The following is a 21,935-nucleotide window of genomic DNA, read 5'->3' on the forward strand; positions in this document are numbered from 1 at the left end:
AAAGCATTTCAATGTCAATTTCCTAATTTTCTACAGGATTAAGCGATTTGTTCTGCTTTTATTGTTATCCAGCTACATGAGCCAGTCTCTCGAGAAAAAGATAAAACCTGAATGAGGCAAAAAGCGCCTCATTCATGTTTTCCTATTTTCTAGTCGAGACTAAGCGGGCTCATTCTGCTTTTGCTGAGAAACACAGTGAATGAAGTGAGCTGATGTAGAACAGTACAAGACTTTCGAAGAAAGTGTTGATCATTTGTATTATCTAGCTGCACAAATCAATCCTTAGGAAAATAGATAAATTGTCAGTGAAACAAAAAGCGTTTCAATGTCAATTTCCTAATTTTCTACAGGATTAAGCGATTTGTTCCGCTTTTATTTAAATCGTGTTAAGATAGGAGATAATTTCCATGGCATTTCAGTTGGATAAGGAGTGGCGCTTGCAGCCAATAAAAGGCGCAACCGGTCAAACTTTCATGGGCATACGTGCGGCTGAACGAGTATTCATCAAACGAAATACGTCTCCTCTTTTGGCCGCTTTATCTAAAGAAGGAATCGCACCGAAGCTAGTTTGGACTAAGCGGACAGTCACAGGAGATATTTTGACTGCACAAGAATGGTTAGATGGACAGGTGCTGCGTGCACAGGAGATCGGGCAAAGAAATGATGTGGTCGATGTGCTGTATCATTTGCATCATTCGCATATGCTGAAGAAAATGCTGGAAAAGATCGGCGGGAAAGTACAGACTCCTGCAATGCTGCTTCAAGCATATGAAGAAAAACTGCCGGCAGAACTTCGAAACAATTCGTATCTCGAACGTGTTTATAGCTATTTATTGCGTACGGTTCCTACTTACTCAGTTCATAACTATATGGTCGTTCATGGGGATGTGAATCATCGAAACTGGATCGTTTCTAAAAATTACTTATACTTAGTTGATTGGGATTCAGTGATGATTGCCGATCCAGCCTTAGATTTAGGTATGCTGCTGGGGCACTATGTGCCGCAAGAGAGCTGGAATAAATGGCTTCTGTCATATGGTATGCATCCAACAGAAGAAAATTTGACCAGAATCAAGTGGTATGCACTGTTCAATTTTCTTCAAGAAATCCTGCGGCATTATCAGTCAGGGGAAAAGCGGGAAATGAATGCAGAGATTTTAAAATTGAAACAAGCTTTTGGCTATTAAGAAATTGAGGTTCCAGTCGTTGCTTCATGTAAACGAGTGACTTAAAAATAACAGAGGGCGGTACAAAATCGGCAGGTTTTGTCCTACCCTCTTAAAATTTGTGATAAAGAAAGGGAAACTAAAATTATGCGCATGAGAAAAAGAGCAGGGGCTGCTGAGTTGTTAGCAAGTCATCCTGAATTAGTTGTAGAAGGGCCGGAAAAATGGCAAGGACGCTGGCAGGAACGATTTGGCAATGATCATCCAATCCATATCGAGATCGGTTCAGGCAAGGGCCAATTTATCGTAGGAATGGCAAAAGCTCATCCAGAAATCAATTATATCGGGATCGATATGCAGTTAAGTGTGTTGTCGATTGCTTTAGATAAGGCGTTGGAAGAAGCTCTCCCTAATCTCCAATTGCTGCATGTCGATGGAAGTGCACTGACTGAGTATTTTGCTGAAAATGAAATCGATCAAATTTATTTGAATTTTTCTGATCCGTGGCCAAAAACGCGTCATGAAAAGCGTCGATTAACGTTTAAAACCTTTTTAGAAACAGATGAAACGATTTTGAAACCAAACGGAGAAATCCATTTTAAAACAGATAATCGGGGATTATTTGAATATTCTCTAAGCAGCTTCTCAAAATACGGCATGATTTTAGAACAAGTTTGGCTTGATTTGCATGCAAGCAATTACGAAGGAAACATCATGACCGAGTATGAGGAAAAATTCTCTGCTAAAGGACAGCCTATTTATCGTGTAGAAGCGAGATTTCAGTCTAATCAATAAAAAACGTAAAAATAGCGTTTGACACCGGTTTCACACTGTGGTATATTTTAACCATAAAACACAGGGTGTAACTATTAAATTAGGCACGACCTAAGAAAAGTCATTTTTCTTAGGTCGTTTTTGCGTAAAAAAAGTTACGTTATTTTGTCTGTTTTTAACTCGAGTTTGTTAGAAATAAACGAAAAGGAGTGATTGGAAAAGTCAACAAAAGTACGTAGTAAAAAGTCACTTAGCCTTTTTGGAGAAGGGATTGTTAATGAAAATGCTTATCGTGAAAAAGATCAATCACAATGTTGTTTTGGTGGATGATCATGGGGTAGAAAAAATTGCTATGGGGAAGGGCATTGGTTTTTCAGCGGTCGTAAACGAGGTATTTGATGAGTCGTCAGCTGATAAAATTTTTGTTTTAGATTCGAAGGAAAAAACGAAGATGTTCAGTGAGATGGCAGCACAAATTCCATTGGAATTTATTGAGTTTTCAGAAGAAATCATTCACTTTATTCAATCAAAGATCCAAGTGCCCTTAGATTCAAATATTTATATCGCTTTAACAGATCACATTTATTTTGCGATTCAGCGAAAAAGAGAAGACAGTCAGGTGACAGCGATCATGCTGCCGGAAATGAAGCTGCTTTATCCTGAAGAATATTCAACGGCTGTTGAAGTGGTAAAGCTGATCAATCAACGCTATGAGACAGAGTTAGGCGCAAATGAAGTTGGATTTATCACGATGCATATTATCAATGCGGAATTAGGGGAGCGAAATAGTTTAAACAGCTTAAAGATTTTAGAAATGACAGCAGCTATTTTGCAGATGCTGGAAAAAGAGTATTTTGGTGTATTAGATAAAGAATCGCTTACGTATCATCGGCTGATGATCCATATAAAATTTTTAGTAAAACGTTTGATCTATCAAGAAGAGGTGTCTGATGAAGATTATTCATTCTTTAATCCGTCTTTTCAAGAAAGTCAGCCTTATAAAGTGGCGAAATTCATTACAACTAAGATCGAAGAAACATACCAAATGACTATTCAAGAAAATGAAACAGTGTATTTAGCAGTGCATTTGGCAAGAATTAAATAAAACAATGATTAGGGTGTTACTATTCGGTAGGCGTAACCTAATGAGAGAGTATTCAGTTTTATACTGGAGTTCTTTTATTAGGGTACGCCTTTTTTACTGTTTAGAAAGGAAGAGGAAAAATGGGAAAAGTAATTATCAACTCAGACGATTTTGGATACAGTCGCGGGGTGAATTATGGGATCATTGATGCTTATCGTGAAGGGATTTTGACTTCAACCACGCTAATGGCGAATATGCCGGGATTTGAACAGGCAGTCCAGTTGAAAAAAGAAAATCCAGATTTAGGTGTTGGCGTTCATTTGACATTGACTTGTGGACAACCACTTTTAAAAAATGTTGATACATTGATGGATGGAAAGGGTTCTTTTAAGAAATTAGCTTATTATGAACAACCTTTTGAAATCGATTTGGATGAGCTATTCCAAGAATGGAATAGTCAAATTCAAAAGGTTTATCGTTCAGGGATCGTACCTACTCATTTAGACAGTCATCATCATGCACACACTTTTGGACAAAATCAGGAAGTAGTTGTTGCTCTAGCAAAGAAATATGATTTGCCGGTTCGCGGGAATTTTGAAGAAAAAGAGCAGGTGCGTCATGTTGATTACTTTGAGCGATTCTTTGATGATGTAGGCGTAGATGAGCCAAAGGAACGTCAAATAGACAAAGGAATCCATGAATATTTAGCGGATCTACTGGAAAAATTAAGATCAGTAAAAACAACGGAGATCATGTGTCATACAGCTTATATCGATCAAGAGTTATACCAGGGATCAGGGTTTGTTTTTCCACGAATCAATCAGGTCGAGTTTTTGATTCATTCAGAGTTTGCGAAAACAGTGAAACAGGATAAGGAGATCGAACTGGTCACGTATCGGGAGATTTGCTGAGAATTATAACGAAAGTATTGGGTTGATGATGAGCAGTACAAGACTTTCGAAGAAAGTGTTGATCATTTGCTGAGAAACACAACGAAAATGATTGAGTTGATGTTGAACAGTACAAGACTTTCAAAGAAAGTGTTGATCATTTGTATTGTCCAGCTGCATGAGCCAGTCTCTCGGAAAAAAGATAAATTGCGAGTAAGACAAAAAGCGTCTCAAAGTCAATTTCCTAATTTTCTACAGGATTAGACGATTTGTTCCGCTTTTAATTTAAGGAGGAGTTATCATGTCGAGTTTTAAAGCGAATATTCAAAAATTGGGAAGAGCAATGTTGCTTCCTGTTGCTGCAATGCCGTTAGCGGGTTTGATCATGCGTTTATCTGCGGATGATATGCTGAATATTCCGGTGATCGGTGCTGCCGGGAATGCTGTTTTTGGGAATTTAGATATTCTGTTTGCGATTGGTGTAACGATCGGTTTTGCTAAGACGAAGGATAAAGGGATTCCAGCTTTGACTGGGTTTCTAGCAATTGCAACGTTGAAAAAAGGGTTGGAGATCATGAATCCGGCTGTAAGTATGGGGATTTTTGGCGGGATCATTTCTGGGCTGGTTGCTGCTTGGACCTATAATCGTTTCAAAAATCAAAAATTACCAATGGTATTTTCTTATTTTGCAGGCGAAAAATTTCCGTTGACGATGGTCATGATTTTACAAACGATCACAGCAGTTGTTTTTGGGGTTATTTGGCCGATCATCCAAACGGGGATCGATAGTTTCGCAAAATTATTAGTAGATATGGGTGCATTTGGAGTCGGTATTTTTATGTTCCTGAATCGACTGTTGATTCCATTTGGGCTGCATCATGTCTTGAATACCTATGTTTACTATGATCTAGGAAGCTATACATCGCCAAGTGGAGAAGTTTTCCGTGGTGAGATGACTCGCTTTATCAATGGAGATCCACAAGCAGGATTATTCTTATCTGGATTTTTCGTGGTAATGATGTTTGGTATACCAGCGATTTGTTTAGCGATTTATCGTGCAGCGTTCAAAGAAAATAAAGAAATGGTCAAAGGGATCATGGGGAGTGGTGCGGCAACGTCATTTATCGCAAATATCACAGAACCTGTTGAATTCAGCTTTATGTTCATTTCGCCAATGCTTTATGTCGTTCATGCATTCTTTGCAGGTTTGGCAGGATTTGTCTGCTACCTATTCAATATTCGAATCGGGTTTACCTTCGGTGCTTGTATCGTAGATTATCTAATCAACTTTAGGATCGCAACGAATGCTATCTTGATTCTGCCGATCGGTTTAGTGTTCTTTGCTCTCTATTATTTCACATTCTATTATCTGATCAAAAAACGTAATATTCCAACTTTAGGAAGAGAAGTAGCAACAGAATTTGGAACAGAAACAATAGAAGAAGAGGAAAAAGAATTAACATTAGCAAGTAAAAACTATGAATATATGGCGAAAAAATTATTGGATGCTTTCGGTGGTGCAAAAAATATTGCGGATGCTTATAGCTGTAATACACGATTGAGAGTAGAGGTTTTGGACAGTTCTGAAGTGAATGAGCAACGAATCAAGCAGTTAGGTGTTAGCGGAATCATCAAACCGACAGAGAAAAATTATCAAGTGATCGTTGGTTTGGAAGTAACGTATATCATGGCTGAATTTGATAAATTATTAGAAAATCAAGGATAGGTGAAAAAAATGACAAAAAAACAAATCATTACAATCGCAGGCGGCGGAAGCACATATACGCCAGGAATCATTCAAGCTGTTTTAAATAATGCGGATCGTTTACCAGTTGCGGAAATTCGTTTATACGATATCGATAAAAAAAGAAATGATGATATGTATCTAATCATTGATTTTATGCTGAAAAAAGATGGCTACGATGAGGTGAAACTATCATCAACAGAAGATCCTAAAACAGCATTTACGGGCTGTGATTTCATTTTCTCACAAATTCGTGTAGGCGGAATGAAAATGCGGGAGCAAGATGAAAAGATCGCTTTGAAGTATGATTTAGTTGGTCAAGAAACCTGTGGCTTAGGCGGTTTTGCTTATGGGATGCGTTCAATGGGCGGTTTACTTGAAATCGTTGGGTATGTTCAAGAATTTGCTCCAGATGCTTGGATTTTGAATTATACGAATCCTGAATCGATCGTTTCAGAAGCCGTTCGCCGGACGTATCCGACAGCGAAAATGATCAATGCGTGTGACATGACGATCTCAATTGAAGAAACGATCGCTATCAACTATGGCTATGATCGAAAAAACTGGATACCTAGCTACTATGGGTTGAATCATTTTGGCTGGTATACCTCTATCTACGATAAATCTCTAGGTCGCGATGTGATGCCGGAAATCATCGAGAAACTGACGACTCAGGAAATGGCAGTAGCTGATTTCAACGCTGGAGATAAGAACTGGCAAGAGGCATTCAGTATGATGTCTGTGATCACTAAGAATTTCCCAACACACATTCCAAATAACTATTTAGAATATTACTTATACCCAGATATGGTCGTTGAGCATGCGGATAAGAATTATACACGAGCAAATATGGTCATGGATGGGCGAGAAAAAAATACACGGGAAATGGCGCAAAAAATTCGTGATGGTTTGACAGAAGACGTCTTAAATTTCAATTTTGGCGAGCACGGTCAATACATCGTTGATATGGCAACTTCATTGTTGAATGACGAACGTCGTCGTTTCATGCTGATCGTACCAAATCAAGGGGCGATCCCGAATCTTAGGGCAGATGCAGTAGTAGAAGTACCAGCTTATGTGGGTGCTACAGGTGTTGAACCGATTTCCTTGAGACAACCGATCAATGATTTCCATAAAGGCTTGATGGAAGCACAAGTTGCCGCAGAAAAATTATTAGTGGATGCATACTTTGAAGGATCTTATCAAAAAGCACTACAAGCCTTCACGTTAAATCAAACAGTACCAAATGCCAGAGTTGCAAAATTAGTTTTAGACGACATGATCGAGGCAAATAAAGAGTACTGGCCAACATTGGCATAAAGGTTAGGTGAAAAATGAGATTCTTTAAAAAGAAAAAGTCATTAAAAGCTGTAGCAGAAGGCCGATTGATCCCTTTAGAAGACGTGGATGACGCTGTTTTTTCCAAGAAAATGATGGGGCCTGGCTTTGCGATCACCGAACATACAGGGCAAGTGTATGCACCAGTCTCTGGAAAAATCTTAAATATTTTTCCAACACTTCATGCGATCACGTTAGAAAGTCGATCGGGAGAGACGATCTTGATCCATATGGGATTAGATACAGTAGATCTAAAAGGAGCCCCTTTTTCATTACTTGTAGCAGAAAATGAAACAATTAGCTGTGGGCAAAAGCTAGCGGAAATGAATCTTGCACTGCTGAAGAACGAAGCAAAAGATCCGGTGATAATCGTTGTGTTACCAGAGACTGACAAAGGGGAGATCATCAAAGGAAAAGAGCATGTTTCTATCGAAGATGATGTGTTTAAACTTTGAGCAAATAAAATTCAGTAGAGAAAACAGCGGAACGCTCTGCTGTTTTCTCTCTTTGTAATTAGAAGGAGATATCGATGTATTTACTTTATTTTTTACCTGCACTTGGCTGGGGCTTGATGCCAGTGATCGCTTCTTTAACAAAGGCCAAACCGATCAATCAGTTGATAGGAACTACGATGGTTGCTTTGCTGTGCGGAATCGCTGTCTTATTTTGTTTGAAGCCGCAGCTGACTGTCTCGCTGTTTATTGTCACCTTTTTGTCAGGTTGTCTGTGGGCGATAGGACAGTATTTACAGTTTCACTCATTTCAATTGATGCCCGTTTCTGAGGCAATGCCGATTTCTAACGGGACTCAATTGATAGGAACAACGTTAGTTGCGGTATTCTTTTTTCGAGAGTGGCAAGGTATCCAAGCGTTTATCATTGGAGGGACAGGTATTTTGTTGGTCATTTTTGGAATCGTCTGTACGTCATTTTCTAAAGAGCAGGAGCAACAGAAGCTTACAGCAGATTTTAAGCAGGGACTTCTTTTTTTACTGTTTTCTTCAAGTGCCTTAGTATTTTATGTGACATTGCCGCAATTTTTTTCGATCTCTGGAACAGCTGTTATTTTTCCTCAATCAGTAGGGATGTTTATGAGTTCATTATTACTTGCTTGGGCTGAAAAATCAAAAGTCGATCCTGTAGCAATCATGAAAAATTGGACGACGGGATTGGCATGGAGTGTTGCTAATCTAAGCTTATTTTTAATTATTCCATTGATCGGTGTTGCGAAAAGCTTTACCTTTTCACAGCTAGCGGTACTAGTTTCAATCTTTGGTGGACTTTGCTTTTTAAGCGTTCAAAAAACAAAGAAAGAATTAAGGCAAATTATTTTAGGAGCCTTTTTGATCACAGCGGGAATTTTACTCGTTGGACTAATCAAGCAATAAGAAGAGAGAAAATGGGATAAAAGTGTTTATTCCCGAAGCTTCCACTGTTTATTCATTTTAAAGAGGACTGGGTCGTAACTCGTAGAGTTATGTCCCGGTTTCTCTTTTTTTGTAGGTACCTACATATTTTTGTTGACATTTAAAACAGGTACCTTTATAATTCTTCTTTGTAAGGTACCTGTTTTAAATTTGTATAATCGATTAAATGAATAAAAGCATAGGAGATGATGAGATGATTGCTTGTTTATTTTTATTTTATGATTTTTGTAAGACACATCAATTGAGAATCAAAAGAGATATGACTGTATATGCATAAATAATAAGTAGTAGATGAAAGAAGGGAAATACATGAAAAAAATAATCAAACGTCTTCCAAAGGCGACAACAGCAATTGCAGTTTTATTTTTATTAGTACAAACATTTAGTGATTTGTATTTACCCACGTTGACAGCTCAATTGATCAATCAAGGAGTTGTTCCAAATGATCAAACGATTATTTGGCAAAAAGGATTTTTAATGTTAGGGTTTGCGATTATTAGTTTTGGTGGAGCATTGATCAACATTTATTTTGCGGCTAAGGTATCGTATGGCTTAGGCGGTGAATTAAGAGAAGCATTGTTCAAAAAAGTTACTTCATTTTCGCAAAAAGAAATGGATCGATTTGGCTCCTCTTCATTGATCACCAGAAATACAAACGATGTGACTCAAGTACAAAATCTAGTTGAAATGGGCTTGAAATTTTTGATTTTAGCACCTCTTTATCTAGTCGGCGGAATCTATTTTGCCTATCGGTTAAGTCCATCATTAACTATGGCATTTGTTTCTGTAACACCGATTATTTTGATCGTCTGTTGGTTGATTTTCCGTTATACCAATCCTTTATTTGATAAAATGCAGCGAAAGATCGATCAGCTGAACCTAATTTTTAAAGAAGGATTGACAGGGATAAAAGTGATCCATGCGTTCAATAAAGAACAGGAAGAGTATCAACGTTACCAAAAAGAAAATGAATTGTATACCAAATTAGCGATTCGCTCAAATACAGCCTTTAGTTTCTTGATGCCTTTCATTACGTTGATGATGAGCTTAGCAACGATCGCAATCACTTGGTTAGGTGCAGGACTGATCGATACAGGGCAGATGGAGATTGGAACGATGATGGGTGTTGTGTCTTATGCAGCACAAATTTTAATGGGTGTCGCTATTTTAACAATGGTTCTTTCTTCGATTCCACGTGGACAAATTTCTGCGAAACGAATCAATGGTGTGTTGGAGACAGAAAATGTGATTCAAGATGGTTCAAGTGTTTTCGCTGAGCATGAATCTAAAACCAATAGTTTGATCCTAGACCAAGTTTCATTCAGCTATGATGGTGCGGAGGAAGATGCCTTAGAAAGAATCTCTCTTTCTGTTCGATCAGGAGAAACCTTGGCAATTATCGGAAGTACAGGTTCAGGAAAAACGACGTTAGTCAATTTACTAGACCGCTTATATGATCCACGTAAAGGATCGATTCGTTTTAATGAGCAGGAAATCAGTCAAATATCTCAAAGCAATTGGCATGAACAAGTTAGTTTAGTACCTCAAGTAAATCAGTTATTTTTTGGAACGATCCGTGAAAATTTATTGGTTGGAAATCAATGGGCGACAGATGATGAGCTTTGGGATGCTCTAGCATTAGCACAGGCCACAGATTTCGTCCAAGCACAAGGTGGTTTAGATGGCGCGGTAGAAAAAAATGGCGGCAATTTTTCCGGCGGTCAAAAACAACGACTCTGTTTGGCGAGAGCATTTGTAAAAAATGCTGCGATCTATCTTTTTGATGATTCATTTTCGGCACTTGATTTCAAAACAGATGCAACGATCCAAAAAAAGATGAAGGCTCATTTAAATCAAGCAATCAAAATTATTGTGGCACAAAGAATCACCACTGTGAAAAATGCTACAAAAATTCTTGTATTGAATGAAGGTCAAATGGTTGGTTGGGGAACACACGAGGAATTGGCCGAAACAAACGCGGTCTATCAAGAAATCATTCTTTCACAAGAAGACAAGGAGGCAGCCTGATGAGTAAAGGAACACCGATGAATAGAGGCGTCAAAGCGACACCAAAAGATTTAAGCGGAACATTTAAGCGATTGATGAGCTACATGAAAGAAAGTCTTTGGCTGATCGTGTTAGTCGCAGTCATTGCAATCGCAGGTACACTGCTTCAAGTGCTAAGCCCTAAATTATTAGGATCAGCAACGACATTGATTTTTGCAGGAGTCAAAGCAAAAACAGGAATTGATTTCACAAAGCTGGCCATGATATTGGGGATCGTCGGAGCAATGTATGTTGGTAAAGCAATCGCGGACTTTGTACAACAGTGGTTGATGACAGTTGTTTCACAAAATACAACCAAAACCTTACGAAACGAGTTAAAGGCAAAGATCAATGAGTTACCAAGTGATTATTTTGACAAGCATTCAAATGGAAACCTGATGTCGATCGCGATCAATGACATGGACAATATCGCAACGATGCTGCAGCAAAGTTTGACTCAATTACTTTCTAGCGTGATTTTAGTCATCGGTGTGATCTGGTTGATGCTGACGATCAGTTGGAAATTGACTTTGGTCGCTGCATTGATTTTACCCTGCAGTTTTTTGATAACGAAACTGTTTACACCAAAAGCACAGGAAAATTTCAAGAAATATTTACATGTGCAAGGCAGCTTAAATGGTCAGATCGAAGAGGCTTTCAATGGTCATACGGTAATCAAAAGCTTTAATTATGAAGAAAAATCTGAGCAGCAATTTGAAGCGTTCAATAAAGAAATGTATGAAGCCGGTTGGAAATCAAAATTTTTCGGCGGTTCAATGATGCCGGCGATGATTTTATTGAAAAATCTAGTTTATGTCGTGATTTGTACTGTCGGTGCTGTTGAAGTGGCTGCAGGCGCGATCTTGATCGGAAATTTACAGGCATTTCTTCAATATTCAACGCAATTTTCTCAACCAATTAGTCAATTCTCTCAAATATGGAGCGGGATTTTATCGATCGTTGCTTCTGCGGAACGGGTCTTTGAAGTATTGGATGAAGAAGAAAGAAAACATTATGAACAGACATTTCCTGATCAGTTGGATGACTCGGCTAAAGTTCGTTTCGATCATGTTCAATTTGGCTACGGAGAAGAATTATTGATGAAGGACTTTTCTTTAGCGGTTGCACCCAAAGAAACGATTGCGATTGTTGGACACACAGGTGCAGGTAAGACAACCTTAGTTCATTTATTACAACGGTTTTATGAAATTTCTGGCGGTAGTATTAAAATCGATGGAATCGATAGCCGAAACTTTACACATGAACAGCTGCATCAAAAGATCGGTATGGTCTTACAGGATACTTGGCTTTTTTCAGGAACGATTTACGACAATATCAAGTACGGTAATCCTGATGCAACGAAAGAGCAGGTCTATGCTGCAGCTAAAGCGGCTTTTGTGGATGAGTTTGTTCGAAAATTACCGGAAGGTTATGAAACGGTTTTGAATGAAGAAACAAATAATATCTCACAAGGACAAAGACAGCTGATTACGATCGCCCGAGCCTTTTTAGCGAATCCGGAAATCTTGATTTTAGACGAAGCAACATCGAATGTCGATACTAGGACAGAGATGCTGATCCAAAAAGCAATGAAACAATTGTTGGTTGGTCGTACAAGTTTTGTTGTAGCTCATCGTTTGTCTACGATTTATGATGCCGATAAAATCATCGTGATGGATCAAGGAGATGTTGTAGAATCAGGGAATCATCAAGAATTGTTAGAAGCTGAAGGTGTTTATTCGGATATCTATAATAGTCAATTCTTAAGTGATGTTGCCTGAGTGCAGTGACAACAGGAGGAATGATGATGGAAATAGCGGGAAAAAAATTAAGGATCGAGCTATTCAGTGATGCAGTGATCGCTATTGTGATCACGATTGCAGCACTGGAAATACCAATTCCCAACAGTGGTGACTATACTGGATTTCTTGAAAGCTTGCTGACATTTGCAATCAGTTTTTTCATCATAGCGGGCTATTGGAACGATCATCGGAAATTGTTTGAGCAGATCAAAAAAATCAATGAACCATTCGTTATTAGAAATACATGTTTTCTTTTCTCTTTAGTTTTGATTCCATTTTTTACAAGCTGGTCTATGGAAGCCGCGGATAAACAGCTACCTACACTTGCTTATGGTTTATTACTGATTGCTGTCAATGGAACATTTAGTCGTTTGTTTAAAGCAGGGATCCCGTTGGCAGTGGAAGAAGAGAGCAGACAAAAACAGTTGAAACAATTATATGCAGCAAGAGATCGTTTATACTATGGAGCCATCTTATCAGTCATGCTCATTGGCTGGTATGTGCCTTCATTAGCGCTGGTATTGTTTATTGGTGTTCCGATCGTTAGTTATTTTTTGAAAACAAATGTGGAAGAATCTTTTGGGCGTAATGGGAAACGCGCACGAGGAAGATTTGACCAAAATAGAAAGAATCAGAGAAAAACGAGTCATTAGTTTTTCTCTGATTCTTTCTATTCTTTGATTCTCTTGACATCGATCACTGTACCAGTGAGCGCATCTGCTGTGAATTCATATTGGACCATAACGCCGTCTTCTAAACGAGAAATACCGCCATTATAGGTTTTTGAATGAATCGCAAATTTCCGAAGTGGCTTTTTCTCAAATTCGATCCATGATCCTTCTATCGGGCCTTCTTTTAAAAATGCTTCTTTGACATTTTCTAAAACTAGGTCAGCATCTACGGTTCGTTGTTTTTGATACCATAATGTAGAAGCAATCCCACTTATGATACCCAGACTCACACCGATCGCTAAGCCGCCTTTGAAATAGCTTAATTCATTTTCTTCATTCATGGGAATAACCTCCGAGTATAGTCAATGTTTGCCGAAAAAATCGACCTTTCTTTTATTTTACCATACATGAAGGAAATATCGAAAAACAAAAAACGTGGGCAATTAAAAAAATTTGCGTTATAATAAATGATGAAAATAGATGAAAGGAGTATCTGCCGTTTCTGTTTGAATGACGTGTTATTTTTACAGAAAAGAAAGGTTCATCCTTGAAACTTAAAAGGGTAGCTGGCAGATAATATAATGATGGAAGAAAAAACATTTCAACGCATCAAAGAATTGACTGAATTGCAAGGAACCAGCGGATTTGAAGACGATATTCGTGCGTATATGAAAAAGCATATGACGCCATTAGTGGATGAGATCCAATATGATGGTTTAGGCGGTATCTTTGGTCTTAAAAGAGCAAAAGAACAAGATGCACCACGTGTGATGGTTGCGGCTCACATGGATGAGGTCGGTTTTATGTTGACTCAAATCAAAGATAATGGTCTATTTCAAGTCGTACCTTTAGGTGGCTGGAATCCCTATGTTGTTTCAGCACAACGCTTTACTTTAAAAACAAGCAAAGGGAATTATCCTTGTATTTCTTCTTCCGTTCCTCCGCATTTATTGCGTGGAACAAGTGGCCAAAAGCAGCTTGAAGTAACCGATGTGTTATTTGATGCAGGCTTTGAATCAAAAGAAGAAGCGGAAAGCTACGGCGTACGTCCAGGAGATTCGATCGTACCTCAAACTGAAACGATCAAAACGGCGAATGGTAAAAATATCATCAGTAAAGCTTGGGATAATCGTTACGGCTGTACTTTGGTTTTAGAAGCATTGGAAGAATTGCAAAATGAACAATTAGGTCATACATTGATCGCTGGTGCGAATGTTCAGGAAGAAGTTGGGTTGCGTGGTTCTAAACCATCTGTTCACAAGTTTAAACCAGATTTATTCTTTGCAGTAGACTGTTCAGCTGCTGATGATCTACAAACGAAAAAAGGGACGTATGGACATTTAGGTGAAGGAACGCTATTACGTATTTATGATCCTGGTTTGATCACGTTACCTCGTGTCCGTGAATATTTACTGGATACTGCAGCGACGCACAATATTCCATATCAATACTTTGTTTCTAAAGGCGGTACAGATGCAGGTGCGGCTCATACAACGAATAACGGGGTTCCAAGTACAGTGATCGGTGTTTGCGGACGTTACATTCATACGCATCAAACGATGTTCAATATCAAAGACTATGAAGCAGCTCGCGAAATGCTGATCCAGGTCTTAAAAGGCTTAGACAAGACAACAGTCAATACGATCATTTACGGAAAGTAGAGGGGCAATATGATTATTCCAACATCTTATGAAGAATTAGCGGATTATGTAGGAAAAGATAAGAGTGTCTTTTTCTTCACTGCAGATTGGTGCGGCGATTGCCGATATATCAAGCCGGTCATGCCTGAGATCGAAGCCGAATTCTCAGATTTTCAGTTTATTGAAGTTGATCGGGATAAATTTATCGATCTGGCCTCTAAGTGGAATATTTTCGGGATCCCAAGTTTTGTCGTAACAGATAATGGCAAAGAGCTGGGCCGTTTAGTCAATAAAGATCGTAAGACCAAAGAAGAAATCACCACCTTTTTAAACGGTCTTCGTTAGTAGTAGTCAGTAAAAGATCCAGTGTCAGAATCAAATGAATTTGATTGGGAGATGGGTATCATGTTAACACAAACGTATAAAAATATTTTAGTCGGTGTCGATGGTAGTGAGCAAGGGAATTTAGCTTTTGAACAGGCGGTTGAGGTGGCTAGAAGAAATAACGGTCGTGTGATCGTCGTTCATGTCATAGAAAATCAGGTGTACACTATGATGGGCTATTCATCCTTGAATGATAATCTGTTGGATCAAGAAACAGAAACAGCAAAAGAATTACTGGCAGATTGTGAAACGTATGCTAAGAGTGTTGATTTTACTCAAGTAGAAACCGTTGTAACCTATGGGTCTGCTAAAGATGTGATGTGTAATGATCTACCGAAAAAATACGAGATCGATTTGATCATGGTAGGACAATCTGGTCTAAATGCAGTCGAACGTTTTATGATCGGCAGCGTCAGCAGTTACATTATTCGGAATGCGCCTTGTGATGTGCTGATTGTTCGTCCGGATAAAAAGAAGAAATAAATGTCGGTATAGATAAAAAACGGGTGAAGCAAAGCGCAATCGTTTTGTTTCACTTATTTTTGTTTTGCCGATCAAAAGTGGCATCATTCGTCATTTTTTGTTAAGATAGGACGGTAGTAAAAGAGCACACTTCTCAGAAAAAAACTCGTGGTAAGGAGCACCACGTTCAATTTTCCCTATTTTTCATTCGAGACAAATCAGCTCTTTCAGCTTTTAAAATTAGGAGGAAAAAAATGATTTTTGCATATAATAAAGAACATGTTGGTGATGTATTGTTCGTTATCGCAGCAGATGATAAAGGACAAGAAAATCACGTTGAACGTAAAGGAAATATTGCCCGTGTTAGCGCCGATGAGCAAGTCGTTGCGTGGAATATTTTCGAAGCATCGACGATTTTGGGGACGATCGATGGCTCAGGTCAAGTTGAATTGACTGATGAACAATTGGCTAAACTAAATCAAGAACTGACAGCAGCTGGTTTTTCAGAAACGCTAGCTGTAGATCATGAACCAAAAATCGTTGTTGGTTTTGTCAAATCATGCAAGAAACATCCTGATTCAGATCATTTATCGATCACACAAACAGAAGTAGATAATGGAGAAGTCCTTCAAATCGTTTGTGGAGCGCCAAATATCAAAGCCGGTCAAAAAGTCGTTGTTGCTAAACCTGGTGCAATGATGCCAGATGGTTTGATGATTTGGCCAGGTGTGTTACGTGGTGTGGAAAGCTTTGGTATGATCTGTTCAGCAAGTGAACTGCGTTTACCAGATGCACCGGCAAAAAAAGGAATTTTAGAATTACCATTTGATGCAGTAGTTGGCGAAAAATTTGCTGTAGGAAAATAAGTAGCATTTTGAATCGTAAACTGACATAGAATTTTTAAAGTTAAAACGAGTGAGCAAGATTTCTTTGTGACTTGTTTTAACTTTATTTGTTCCTTACATATAAATAAATTTAGGAACTAAGTACTAAAAGTTGAAGGCGGTGAAAATAAGAAGGAGGAGTTCTTGCTAAAGACTCGCTAGAGAAAAATAATGGGGCCTAGTACATGTCTGGTTCCTAGCGTTCAGCCCTTCTGTCCCAACCTTGCTTCTGTTATACTTAGACTAAACATATATTTATTTTGGAGGGCGATAGCATGGAGAAAGCGAGTATTGTAGGCAGACTTCAGGATCTTGTGATTTCAACAACAGAAGGAAATATCAACACAACGATTGCACGTACCTTGTTGAAAAAAGTTGGGCATGATGCTGCTGATATTTCGATCGAATCTTTAGCAGAAGAATGTTATACCTCTACAGCCAGTATCAGCCGTTTCTCTAAAAAGCTAGGGTATTCAAAATTCTCTGATATGCAGCAAGCCTTCGTTGAATACCAATCTGATACAAAAAGATTTATCAATAAAAACAATTTTGAATTAACAATCAATCAACTCAACAGCAGCCATTCTTTAAACGAATACATCAAACAAATAACACAATCATTTCAATCATTAGAAAAGAATCTTGATTTAGAGCAAGTGGATCTTTTATGTGAGCGTATACATAGTACCGAAGATGTGTATTTTTTTGGCACTCACAGCTCGGGCTTATTATTAGAGCAATTGCAGTATTTACTTTTTTCATGTGGGAAATACGTTACTTATTTTAAGGGACGAATGAGTCAGCGAAAAGCATTTCAGCAAATTTCTAAGAATAGCTTAGTCATTATTCTGTCTACTGAAGGCAATTATTTTTTAAAATTCAGTGATCTATTATTTGATATGTCTTCTAATGATAATTACACTGTATTGATCACTCAAAATGATCAAATGAAAATTGCAAATATTTTTGATGAAGTCTTTTTTTTAGGAAATAGTGCAATCAAAAAAGCCGCACCTTATCAGGCACAGCTTTTTATCGATATTTTGTATTCTCGTTATTATCAATTGTACTCACAAGACTAAAAAGGCTATTGATGGACTAAACGATGCTACAATGACATTCTTTGTTTCTAAGTATAGCTGATTCGTTTATAAGCTTTCGCCATTTGTTTCGATGACTTTTTGGTACCAACTAAAGCTATCCTTTTTATACCGTTTTCTTGTCCCTTTTCCTTCGTCGTCTAAGTCTACGTATATAAATCCATATCGTTTACTCATTTCACCAGTTCCTGCACTGATCAGATCGATGCAGCCCCATGTCGTATAGCCAATTAAGTCTACTCCGTCTTTTACAGCTTCTGACATTTGTTCGATATGACTACGAAAATAATCGATCCGGTATTTATCATGGATATGTTCACCAGTTCGCTCATCTTTTGCACCTAAGCCATTTTCTACAACGAATAAGGGACGCTGATAGCGCTGATAGATCTCGTTGATGGTGATCCTAAACCCTAAGGGATCGATTTGTCTGCCCCAGCCTGCATCTTTCAAATAGGGATTTCGAACGCTGGCCATTGCATTTCCTTCAATAATATTCTTTCTTAACTCTTCGTTGACGGTTTCTAAACGACTTGTATAATAACTAAAAGCAATAAAATCAACAGTATAATCTGCCAGCAGCGCCAGTTCATCCTTTGAACGATTCAGTTTTATGCTATGATCTTCAAAATATCGTTGGGCAAAATACGGATAAGTACCATTTACTTGAACATCGATAAAGAAATATTGGTCGCGGCTGCGTTCTACAGCTGCCTGAATATCTTTTGGATTACAGGTATATGGATAGACACTTCCAGCTGCTAGCATACAGCCGATTTGGATCGTAGGATCAATATGTTTTGCCAGTTTTGTCACTTCTGCTGAAGCAACGAGCTGATGGTGGGCCGCTTGGAAAACCACGCTTTTTTCATTGGTGACGAGTCCGCCAGCTAAAAAGGGATTTCTTAAAATCATGTTGATTTCATTAAAGGTGATCCAATAGGTTACTTTTTTATGGTACCGTTTAAATAAAGTTTCACAATATCTTTTATAAAAGGTGATCAACTGTTGATTTTCCCAGCCTCTATATTTTTGTGAAAGGTAGAGGGGGGTATCAAAATGATTGATGGTCACGATCGGTTCAATATTGTATTTTAGCAATTCATCAAACAAGGCATCGTAAAATTTGAGCCCTGCTTCATTAGGTTCAAGCTCGTCTCCTTTTGGAAATATTCTAGACCAGCTAATGGAGGTTCGTAAACATTTTATTCCTAACTCAGCTAGTAACTTGATATCTTCTTTATACCGATGATAAAAATCGATTGATTGATGGCTTGGATAGTAATCAAAAGTCTGTTCAAAGGCATAGTTTGGATCTTTTAAGCTATGTTTGCGTTTTTCTCCCACAGGTAAAATATCGATGATCGACTGACCTTTTCCGCCTTCTAGATAAGCACCCTCAGACTGATTAGCTGCCAGGGCTCCTCCCCATAAAAAACCTTCTTTAAATGTGCTCAACGGATTCACCTGCTTCATTCTTTTCTTTACGAATCTCTTCAGCTAGCTGTGCTTCTTCTAAAATGGCTTGCCGATCTGCTGCTTTAAAAAATGGCAACCAGATAACAACTTGGATCACGATCAAGACCGCTTGAACGATCAGCACAGGAGTTCCACCTTCTAACCAACCATAAACTAAGGCAGGTGTCCCTAAAGGTAGTTGAATGCCTCTTAGGGTCTCAATGATCTGAAATACTTGTAGCAAATAAGGGATGACAAACATTAAAATCGGACCGATTAGAAAAGGAATAAAGAATATTGTATTTAAAACCATTGGTACTCCAAAAATAACCGGTTCATTGATTCCAAAGAAAGTAGCTGGCAGGGCCATTCTCCCCAATTTTTTATAACGATCACTTTTAGCTGTAAAAGACATTAAAAGTGCCAACCCCAACAAAGCCCCAGAACCACCTAAATTGGCATACGTTCCGTAATGTTGATACGTAATGGCATTCGGTAATTGCTCTCCAGCTTCAAAAGCCGCTAAGTTCATCAAGCTTAATGGAATGAAAACAGTCTGTAGAATTGGACGAATAATCATATAGCCGTGTATTCCGAAGAACCAAAGCAGCTGAGCAAAAACGATCAAAAGGATAAATGAAATTGGGCTATTCCCTAAGTTTTGTAGCGGGCAGCCTAAAATAGTATAAATGAAATTATTGGCATCTCCATAAGAAGTCATTTCAAAACCAAACCGAATAAGAGAAAAGATACCGGTTAAAATAAACGCAGGTGCAATAGCTGCAAATGATTTTGCAATAGTTGGAGGAACACTTGCCGGCATTTTGATCACGATTCCTCGTTTAATAATTGCACAATAGATGATGGGGATGATCATTCCTAAAATAATTCCCATAAACATGCCTTTTGCACCTAGATACTCTGTTGATAACGCATTTGGAATCGTAATGACTTCACCTGATTCCAATTGATGCTCCATCCCGCTAGGCAACAATATAAAGAACAGTACTAAGGAGAGCAGTGCAGAAAAGAAAGCATCCTTTTCAAATCCTAGTTTTATCGTTAAATTATAGGCAATGGCGCAAACGACATATAAAGCGATCATATCGGTCGTTACTTTAGAGGCATAACTTAAAATAGTAGCTAAATGAGTGATTTTTAAAAAATTCTGATAAAGTTCAAATTGCATACTGGATAACAATGTAAAAATTGCCCCCAGCATTGTGATAGGCAAAATCATTGAAAAACCATCTGAAATGGCACTCATATATTTATTATTCTGAAATTTTATAGCGATAGGCATCAACCGAGTATTGATTATTTCCTCAATTTTATTCATTCATTTTTTCTCCTAATTTTATTGTAATCGATTACAATGAAATCATATCATAAGGCGTTTAGAGAAATGATGCCAAGATTTGTAAGACTTACAAAATCTGTATTTTTTACAAATTTTGTAAATGTTGAAGATTCTTTTGGCGAAAAATTTGCTTTAGGAAAATAAAAAATAGCGGGATATCATCAAAAATGATGTCCCGCTATTTTTATGTTATTCATTTGTTTGAGCGTTTGTTTTTAAAGCAGATTGATCGATCGTCAATTCTACATCGACACTTTGTTCTTTCCCATCGCGGTAGAATGTAACTTTCATTTTATCTCCGACTTTTTTCTTGTACAGTGCACTTTGTAATTCGGTCACTGAGCTGATATCTTCATCATCGATTTTTGTGATAACATCGTATCGTTCAAGCCCAGCTTTATCTGCTGGAGTAGCAGTTTGGACAGTACGGACAAGGACACCTGTTTGAACATCTTCAGGTAAGTTCAGAATTTCTTTTCTTTGTTGTGTTGAGACATTCGTCAATTCTTCCATTGAAATTCCTAATGCTGGACGAGTCACTTTGCCATCTTTTTCTAGTTGATTGATGATATTGACTACATCGTTACTAGGAATTGCAAAGCCCATACCTTCAACACTTACTTGGCTTTCAGATTGAACGATCTTAACGGAGTTGATTCCGATGACTTGACCTTCGATGTTGACTAAAGGACCGCCGGAATTCCCTGGATTGATCGCTGCATCTGTTTGGATCGCATTGATGTTGATTGCTTGTCCATTGTTTTCATTTTGGATATTTCTATTAACAGAAGAGATGATCCCTTGTGTTACAGAGTTAGCATAAGCAGAACCTAATGGAGAACCGATCGCTAAGGCTGGTTCACCGATTTTTAATTTATCTGAATTTCCGAATTCTGCAATTGAATCAACTTTATCAGAAGAAATCTTGATCACTGCAAGGTCAGTATATGAATCTGTCCCAACTAATTCACCTTGTACTTTTGTCCCGTCATGCATGACAACTTCAAGCCCTTTTGCTTGGTCTACTACGTGATTATTCGTAACGACATACGCTGTTTTGCCATCTTTTTTATAGATGACGCCGCTCCCTTCGCTAGCTGCTTCAAGGTCACTTCCATTTGATTCATCACCGTTTGCTTCATTCCCATTTTGACCACCAAACAGGCTGCCAAAATCAGAATTTTGACTAGTACTTTGTAAATTGATCACAGAGACAACAGAGTTTTGGACCTTTTCTACGGCCTTAGTGACATCACTGTTGACATCCAAGCTGACATTAGTGACTTTGGTATCTCCTTTTGTATCTTTTACAGTTGTGTTTGTCGTTGTATTATTATTTGAAGAATTATTTTGCCCCGTAATTGCGTAAGCTCCACCAAAAGCCAAAGCACCACCAAGTAATCCTCCGACTAAACCGATCCCAAATTTTTTGAATACGCCATTTTGTTTTTTATCTGAATCAGGTGTAACATCTTTTCTTTGCATATAAGCAACCTCCTAATTATCTATCATTATTTATTATATTTAGTATAGTCTTTCAAGACAACTTTAGTCTACCGAACAGCTTTGAATTTTTTATGAACAAGTTAGGGAGAAAAACAGATATAAACAATGAAAAAAAGTTTTTGGTGCCACACTTATACACATGAATTTGTGAAAAACTATTAAAAAAGTGAGGAAAAATCCAGTGCAAAAGTTATCCACAA

The 21,935-nt window shown here is 38.1% G+C and carries 20 protein-coding genes; 16 read left to right on the forward strand and 4 right to left on the reverse strand.

Features of this window, described 5'->3' with window-relative positions; translation table 11 throughout:
• Window positions 1–407: 407 nt before the first annotated feature.
• The 11 genes from H3T55_RS03540 to H3T55_RS03590 all read left to right on the forward strand — a co-directional run bounded on the left by H3T55_RS03540 (window position 408) and on the right by H3T55_RS03590 (window position 12,923).
• Window positions 408–1,187, forward strand: a complete 780-nt coding sequence (locus H3T55_RS03540; protein WP_087640652.1) for a phosphotransferase family protein — start codon at window positions 408–410, stop codon at window positions 1,185–1,187.
• Window positions 1,188–1,313: 126 nt separating this feature from the next.
• Complete coding sequence (trmB, locus tag H3T55_RS03545; RefSeq protein ID WP_087640653.1) at window positions 1,314–1,961, forward strand: tRNA (guanosine(46)-N7)-methyltransferase TrmB; 648 nt, start codon at window positions 1,314–1,316, stop codon at window positions 1,959–1,961.
• Between the two features lie 262 nt (window positions 1,962–2,223).
• Window positions 2,224–3,045, forward strand: coding sequence for a PRD domain-containing protein (locus H3T55_RS03550; protein WP_318652963.1), 822 nt, complete (start codon window positions 2,224–2,226; stop codon window positions 3,043–3,045).
• A gap of 119 nt (window positions 3,046–3,164) precedes the next feature.
• Complete coding sequence (gene chbG, locus H3T55_RS03555; RefSeq protein ID WP_225533338.1) at window positions 3,165–3,935, forward strand: chitin disaccharide deacetylase; 771 nt, start codon at window positions 3,165–3,167, stop codon at window positions 3,933–3,935.
• A gap of 280 nt (window positions 3,936–4,215) precedes the next feature.
• Complete coding sequence (locus tag H3T55_RS03560) at window positions 4,216–5,640, forward strand: PTS transporter subunit EIIC (RefSeq protein WP_225533339.1); 1,425 nt, start codon at window positions 4,216–4,218, stop codon at window positions 5,638–5,640.
• Window positions 5,641–5,649: 9 nt separating this feature from the next.
• Entirely contained in the window at window positions 5,650–6,978 is a 1,329-nt protein-coding gene (locus H3T55_RS03565; RefSeq protein ID WP_225533342.1) for a maltose-6'-phosphate glucosidase, read from the forward strand.
• Window positions 6,979–6,992: 14 nt separating this feature from the next.
• The gene (locus H3T55_RS03570; protein ID WP_225533343.1) at window positions 6,993–7,451 is read left to right on the forward strand and encodes a PTS glucose transporter subunit IIA; all 459 of its coding nucleotides are present in this window, start codon (window positions 6,993–6,995) and stop codon (window positions 7,449–7,451) included.
• Window positions 7,452–7,525: 74 nt separating this feature from the next.
• Window positions 7,526–8,383, forward strand: a complete 858-nt coding sequence (locus H3T55_RS03575; protein WP_225533345.1) for a GRP family sugar transporter — start codon at window positions 7,526–7,528, stop codon at window positions 8,381–8,383.
• Window positions 8,384–8,731: 348 nt separating this feature from the next.
• Entirely contained in the window at window positions 8,732–10,450 is a 1,719-nt protein-coding gene (locus H3T55_RS03580) for an ABC transporter ATP-binding protein (protein WP_225533346.1), read from the forward strand.
• Window positions 10,450–12,249, forward strand: a complete 1,800-nt coding sequence (locus H3T55_RS03585; protein ID WP_225533348.1) for an ABC transporter ATP-binding protein — start codon at window positions 10,450–10,452, stop codon at window positions 12,247–12,249. The genes H3T55_RS03580 and H3T55_RS03585 overlap by 1 nt, the downstream gene beginning before the upstream one ends.
• Window positions 12,250–12,275: 26 nt before the next feature.
• Window positions 12,276–12,923 (forward strand): TMEM175 family protein, encoded by a 648-nt coding sequence (locus H3T55_RS03590; protein ID WP_225533350.1) that lies wholly within the window; start codon window positions 12,276–12,278, stop codon window positions 12,921–12,923.
• Between the two features lie 17 nt (window positions 12,924–12,940).
• On the opposite strand, the gene H3T55_RS03595 is transcribed toward H3T55_RS03590, so the two are convergent.
• On the reverse strand, window positions 12,941–13,282 hold the full coding sequence (locus tag H3T55_RS03595; RefSeq protein WP_087640663.1) for a peptidase: 342 nt from the start codon (window positions 13,280–13,282) through the stop codon (window positions 12,941–12,943).
• Window positions 13,283–13,525: 243 nt separating this feature from the next.
• Here H3T55_RS03595 and pepA point away from each other — a divergent pair, with 243 nt between their 5' ends.
• The 5 genes from pepA to H3T55_RS03620 all read left to right on the forward strand — a co-directional run bounded on the left by pepA (window position 13,526) and on the right by H3T55_RS03620 (window position 17,393).
• Window positions 13,526–14,602 carry a glutamyl aminopeptidase gene (gene pepA, locus H3T55_RS03600; RefSeq protein ID WP_225533705.1) on the forward strand — a complete coding sequence of 359 codons (1,077 nt, stop codon included), beginning with the start codon at window positions 13,526–13,528 and terminating at the stop codon, window positions 14,600–14,602.
• Window positions 14,603–14,611: 9 nt separating this feature from the next.
• On the forward strand, window positions 14,612–14,926 hold the full coding sequence (locus H3T55_RS03605; RefSeq protein ID WP_225533351.1) for a thioredoxin family protein: 315 nt from the start codon (window positions 14,612–14,614) through the stop codon (window positions 14,924–14,926).
• Between the two features lie 60 nt (window positions 14,927–14,986).
• Entirely contained in the window at window positions 14,987–15,448 is a 462-nt protein-coding gene (locus H3T55_RS03610; protein WP_225533354.1) for a universal stress protein, read from the forward strand.
• A 233-nt stretch (window positions 15,449–15,681) separates the two neighbouring features.
• Complete coding sequence (gene ytpR, locus H3T55_RS03615) at window positions 15,682–16,293, forward strand: YtpR family tRNA-binding protein (RefSeq protein ID WP_225533355.1); 612 nt, start codon at window positions 15,682–15,684, stop codon at window positions 16,291–16,293.
• A 293-nt stretch (window positions 16,294–16,586) separates the two neighbouring features.
• Window positions 16,587–17,393: a MurR/RpiR family transcriptional regulator gene (locus tag H3T55_RS03620; RefSeq protein WP_225533357.1), complete on the forward strand. Its 807-nt coding sequence runs from the start codon at window positions 16,587–16,589 to the stop codon at window positions 17,391–17,393.
• Window positions 17,394–17,459: 66 nt separating this feature from the next.
• On the opposite strand, the gene H3T55_RS03625 is transcribed toward H3T55_RS03620, so the two are convergent.
• The 3 genes from H3T55_RS03625 to H3T55_RS03635 all read right to left on the reverse strand — a co-directional run bounded on the left by H3T55_RS03625 (window position 17,460) and on the right by H3T55_RS03635 (window position 21,714).
• A complete protein-coding gene (locus H3T55_RS03625) occupies window positions 17,460–18,878 on the reverse strand; it encodes a 6-phospho-beta-glucosidase (RefSeq protein WP_412523559.1) in 1,419 nt (472 codons plus the stop codon).
• On the reverse strand, window positions 18,856–20,208 hold the full coding sequence (locus H3T55_RS03630) for a PTS sugar transporter subunit IIC (protein WP_225533361.1): 1,353 nt from the start codon (window positions 20,206–20,208) through the stop codon (window positions 18,856–18,858). The genes H3T55_RS03625 and H3T55_RS03630 overlap by 23 nt, the downstream gene beginning before the upstream one ends.
• A gap of 210 nt (window positions 20,209–20,418) precedes the next feature.
• Window positions 20,419–21,714, reverse strand: coding sequence for a S1C family serine protease (locus H3T55_RS03635; RefSeq protein ID WP_225533362.1), 1,296 nt, complete (start codon window positions 21,712–21,714; stop codon window positions 20,419–20,421).
• Window positions 21,715–21,935 lie beyond the last annotated feature (221 nt).

Source organism: Enterococcus sp. S22(2020) (genome assembly GCF_020295385.1).
In the GTDB taxonomy this organism is placed as follows: domain Bacteria; phylum Bacillota; class Bacilli; order Lactobacillales; family Enterococcaceae; genus Enterococcus_L; species Enterococcus_L dunnyi.

What these genes read in the sequence shown, in the direction of transcription:
- H3T55_RS03540 (WP_087640652.1), top strand. Translation starts at nt 408, where the DNA reads ATGGCATTTCAGTTGGATAAGGAGTGGCGCTTGCAGCCAATAAAAGGC.
- trmB (WP_087640653.1), top strand. Translation starts at nt 1,314, where the DNA reads ATGCGCATGAGAAAAAGAGCAGGGGCTGCTGAGTTGTTAGCAAGTCAT.
- H3T55_RS03550 (WP_318652963.1), top strand. Translation starts at nt 2,224, where the DNA reads ATGCTTATCGTGAAAAAGATCAATCACAATGTTGTTTTGGTGGATGAT.
- chbG (WP_225533338.1), top strand. Translation starts at nt 3,165, where the DNA reads ATGGGAAAAGTAATTATCAACTCAGACGATTTTGGATACAGTCGCGGG.
- H3T55_RS03560 (WP_225533339.1), top strand. Translation starts at nt 4,216, where the DNA reads ATGTCGAGTTTTAAAGCGAATATTCAAAAATTGGGAAGAGCAATGTTG.
- H3T55_RS03565 (WP_225533342.1), top strand. Translation starts at nt 5,650, where the DNA reads ATGACAAAAAAACAAATCATTACAATCGCAGGCGGCGGAAGCACATAT.
- H3T55_RS03570 (WP_225533343.1), top strand. Translation starts at nt 6,993, where the DNA reads ATGAGATTCTTTAAAAAGAAAAAGTCATTAAAAGCTGTAGCAGAAGGC.
- H3T55_RS03575 (WP_225533345.1), top strand. Translation starts at nt 7,526, where the DNA reads ATGTATTTACTTTATTTTTTACCTGCACTTGGCTGGGGCTTGATGCCA.
- H3T55_RS03580 (WP_225533346.1), top strand. Translation starts at nt 8,732, where the DNA reads ATGAAAAAAATAATCAAACGTCTTCCAAAGGCGACAACAGCAATTGCA.
- H3T55_RS03585 (WP_225533348.1), top strand. Translation starts at nt 10,450, where the DNA reads ATGAGTAAAGGAACACCGATGAATAGAGGCGTCAAAGCGACACCAAAA.
- H3T55_RS03590 (WP_225533350.1), top strand. Translation starts at nt 12,276, where the DNA reads ATGGAAATAGCGGGAAAAAAATTAAGGATCGAGCTATTCAGTGATGCA.
- H3T55_RS03595 (WP_087640663.1), bottom strand. Translation starts at nt 13,282, where the DNA reads ATGAATGAAGAAAATGAATTAAGCTATTTCAAAGGCGGCTTAGCGATC.
- pepA (WP_225533705.1), top strand. Translation starts at nt 13,526, where the DNA reads ATGGAAGAAAAAACATTTCAACGCATCAAAGAATTGACTGAATTGCAA.
- H3T55_RS03605 (WP_225533351.1), top strand. Translation starts at nt 14,612, where the DNA reads ATGATTATTCCAACATCTTATGAAGAATTAGCGGATTATGTAGGAAAA.
- H3T55_RS03610 (WP_225533354.1), top strand. Translation starts at nt 14,987, where the DNA reads ATGTTAACACAAACGTATAAAAATATTTTAGTCGGTGTCGATGGTAGT.
- ytpR (WP_225533355.1), top strand. Translation starts at nt 15,682, where the DNA reads ATGATTTTTGCATATAATAAAGAACATGTTGGTGATGTATTGTTCGTT.
- H3T55_RS03620 (WP_225533357.1), top strand. Translation starts at nt 16,587, where the DNA reads ATGGAGAAAGCGAGTATTGTAGGCAGACTTCAGGATCTTGTGATTTCA.
- H3T55_RS03630 (WP_225533361.1), bottom strand. Translation starts at nt 20,208, where the DNA reads ATGAATAAAATTGAGGAAATAATCAATACTCGGTTGATGCCTATCGCT.
- H3T55_RS03635 (WP_225533362.1), bottom strand. Translation starts at nt 21,714, where the DNA reads ATGCAAAGAAAAGATGTTACACCTGATTCAGATAAAAAACAAAATGGC.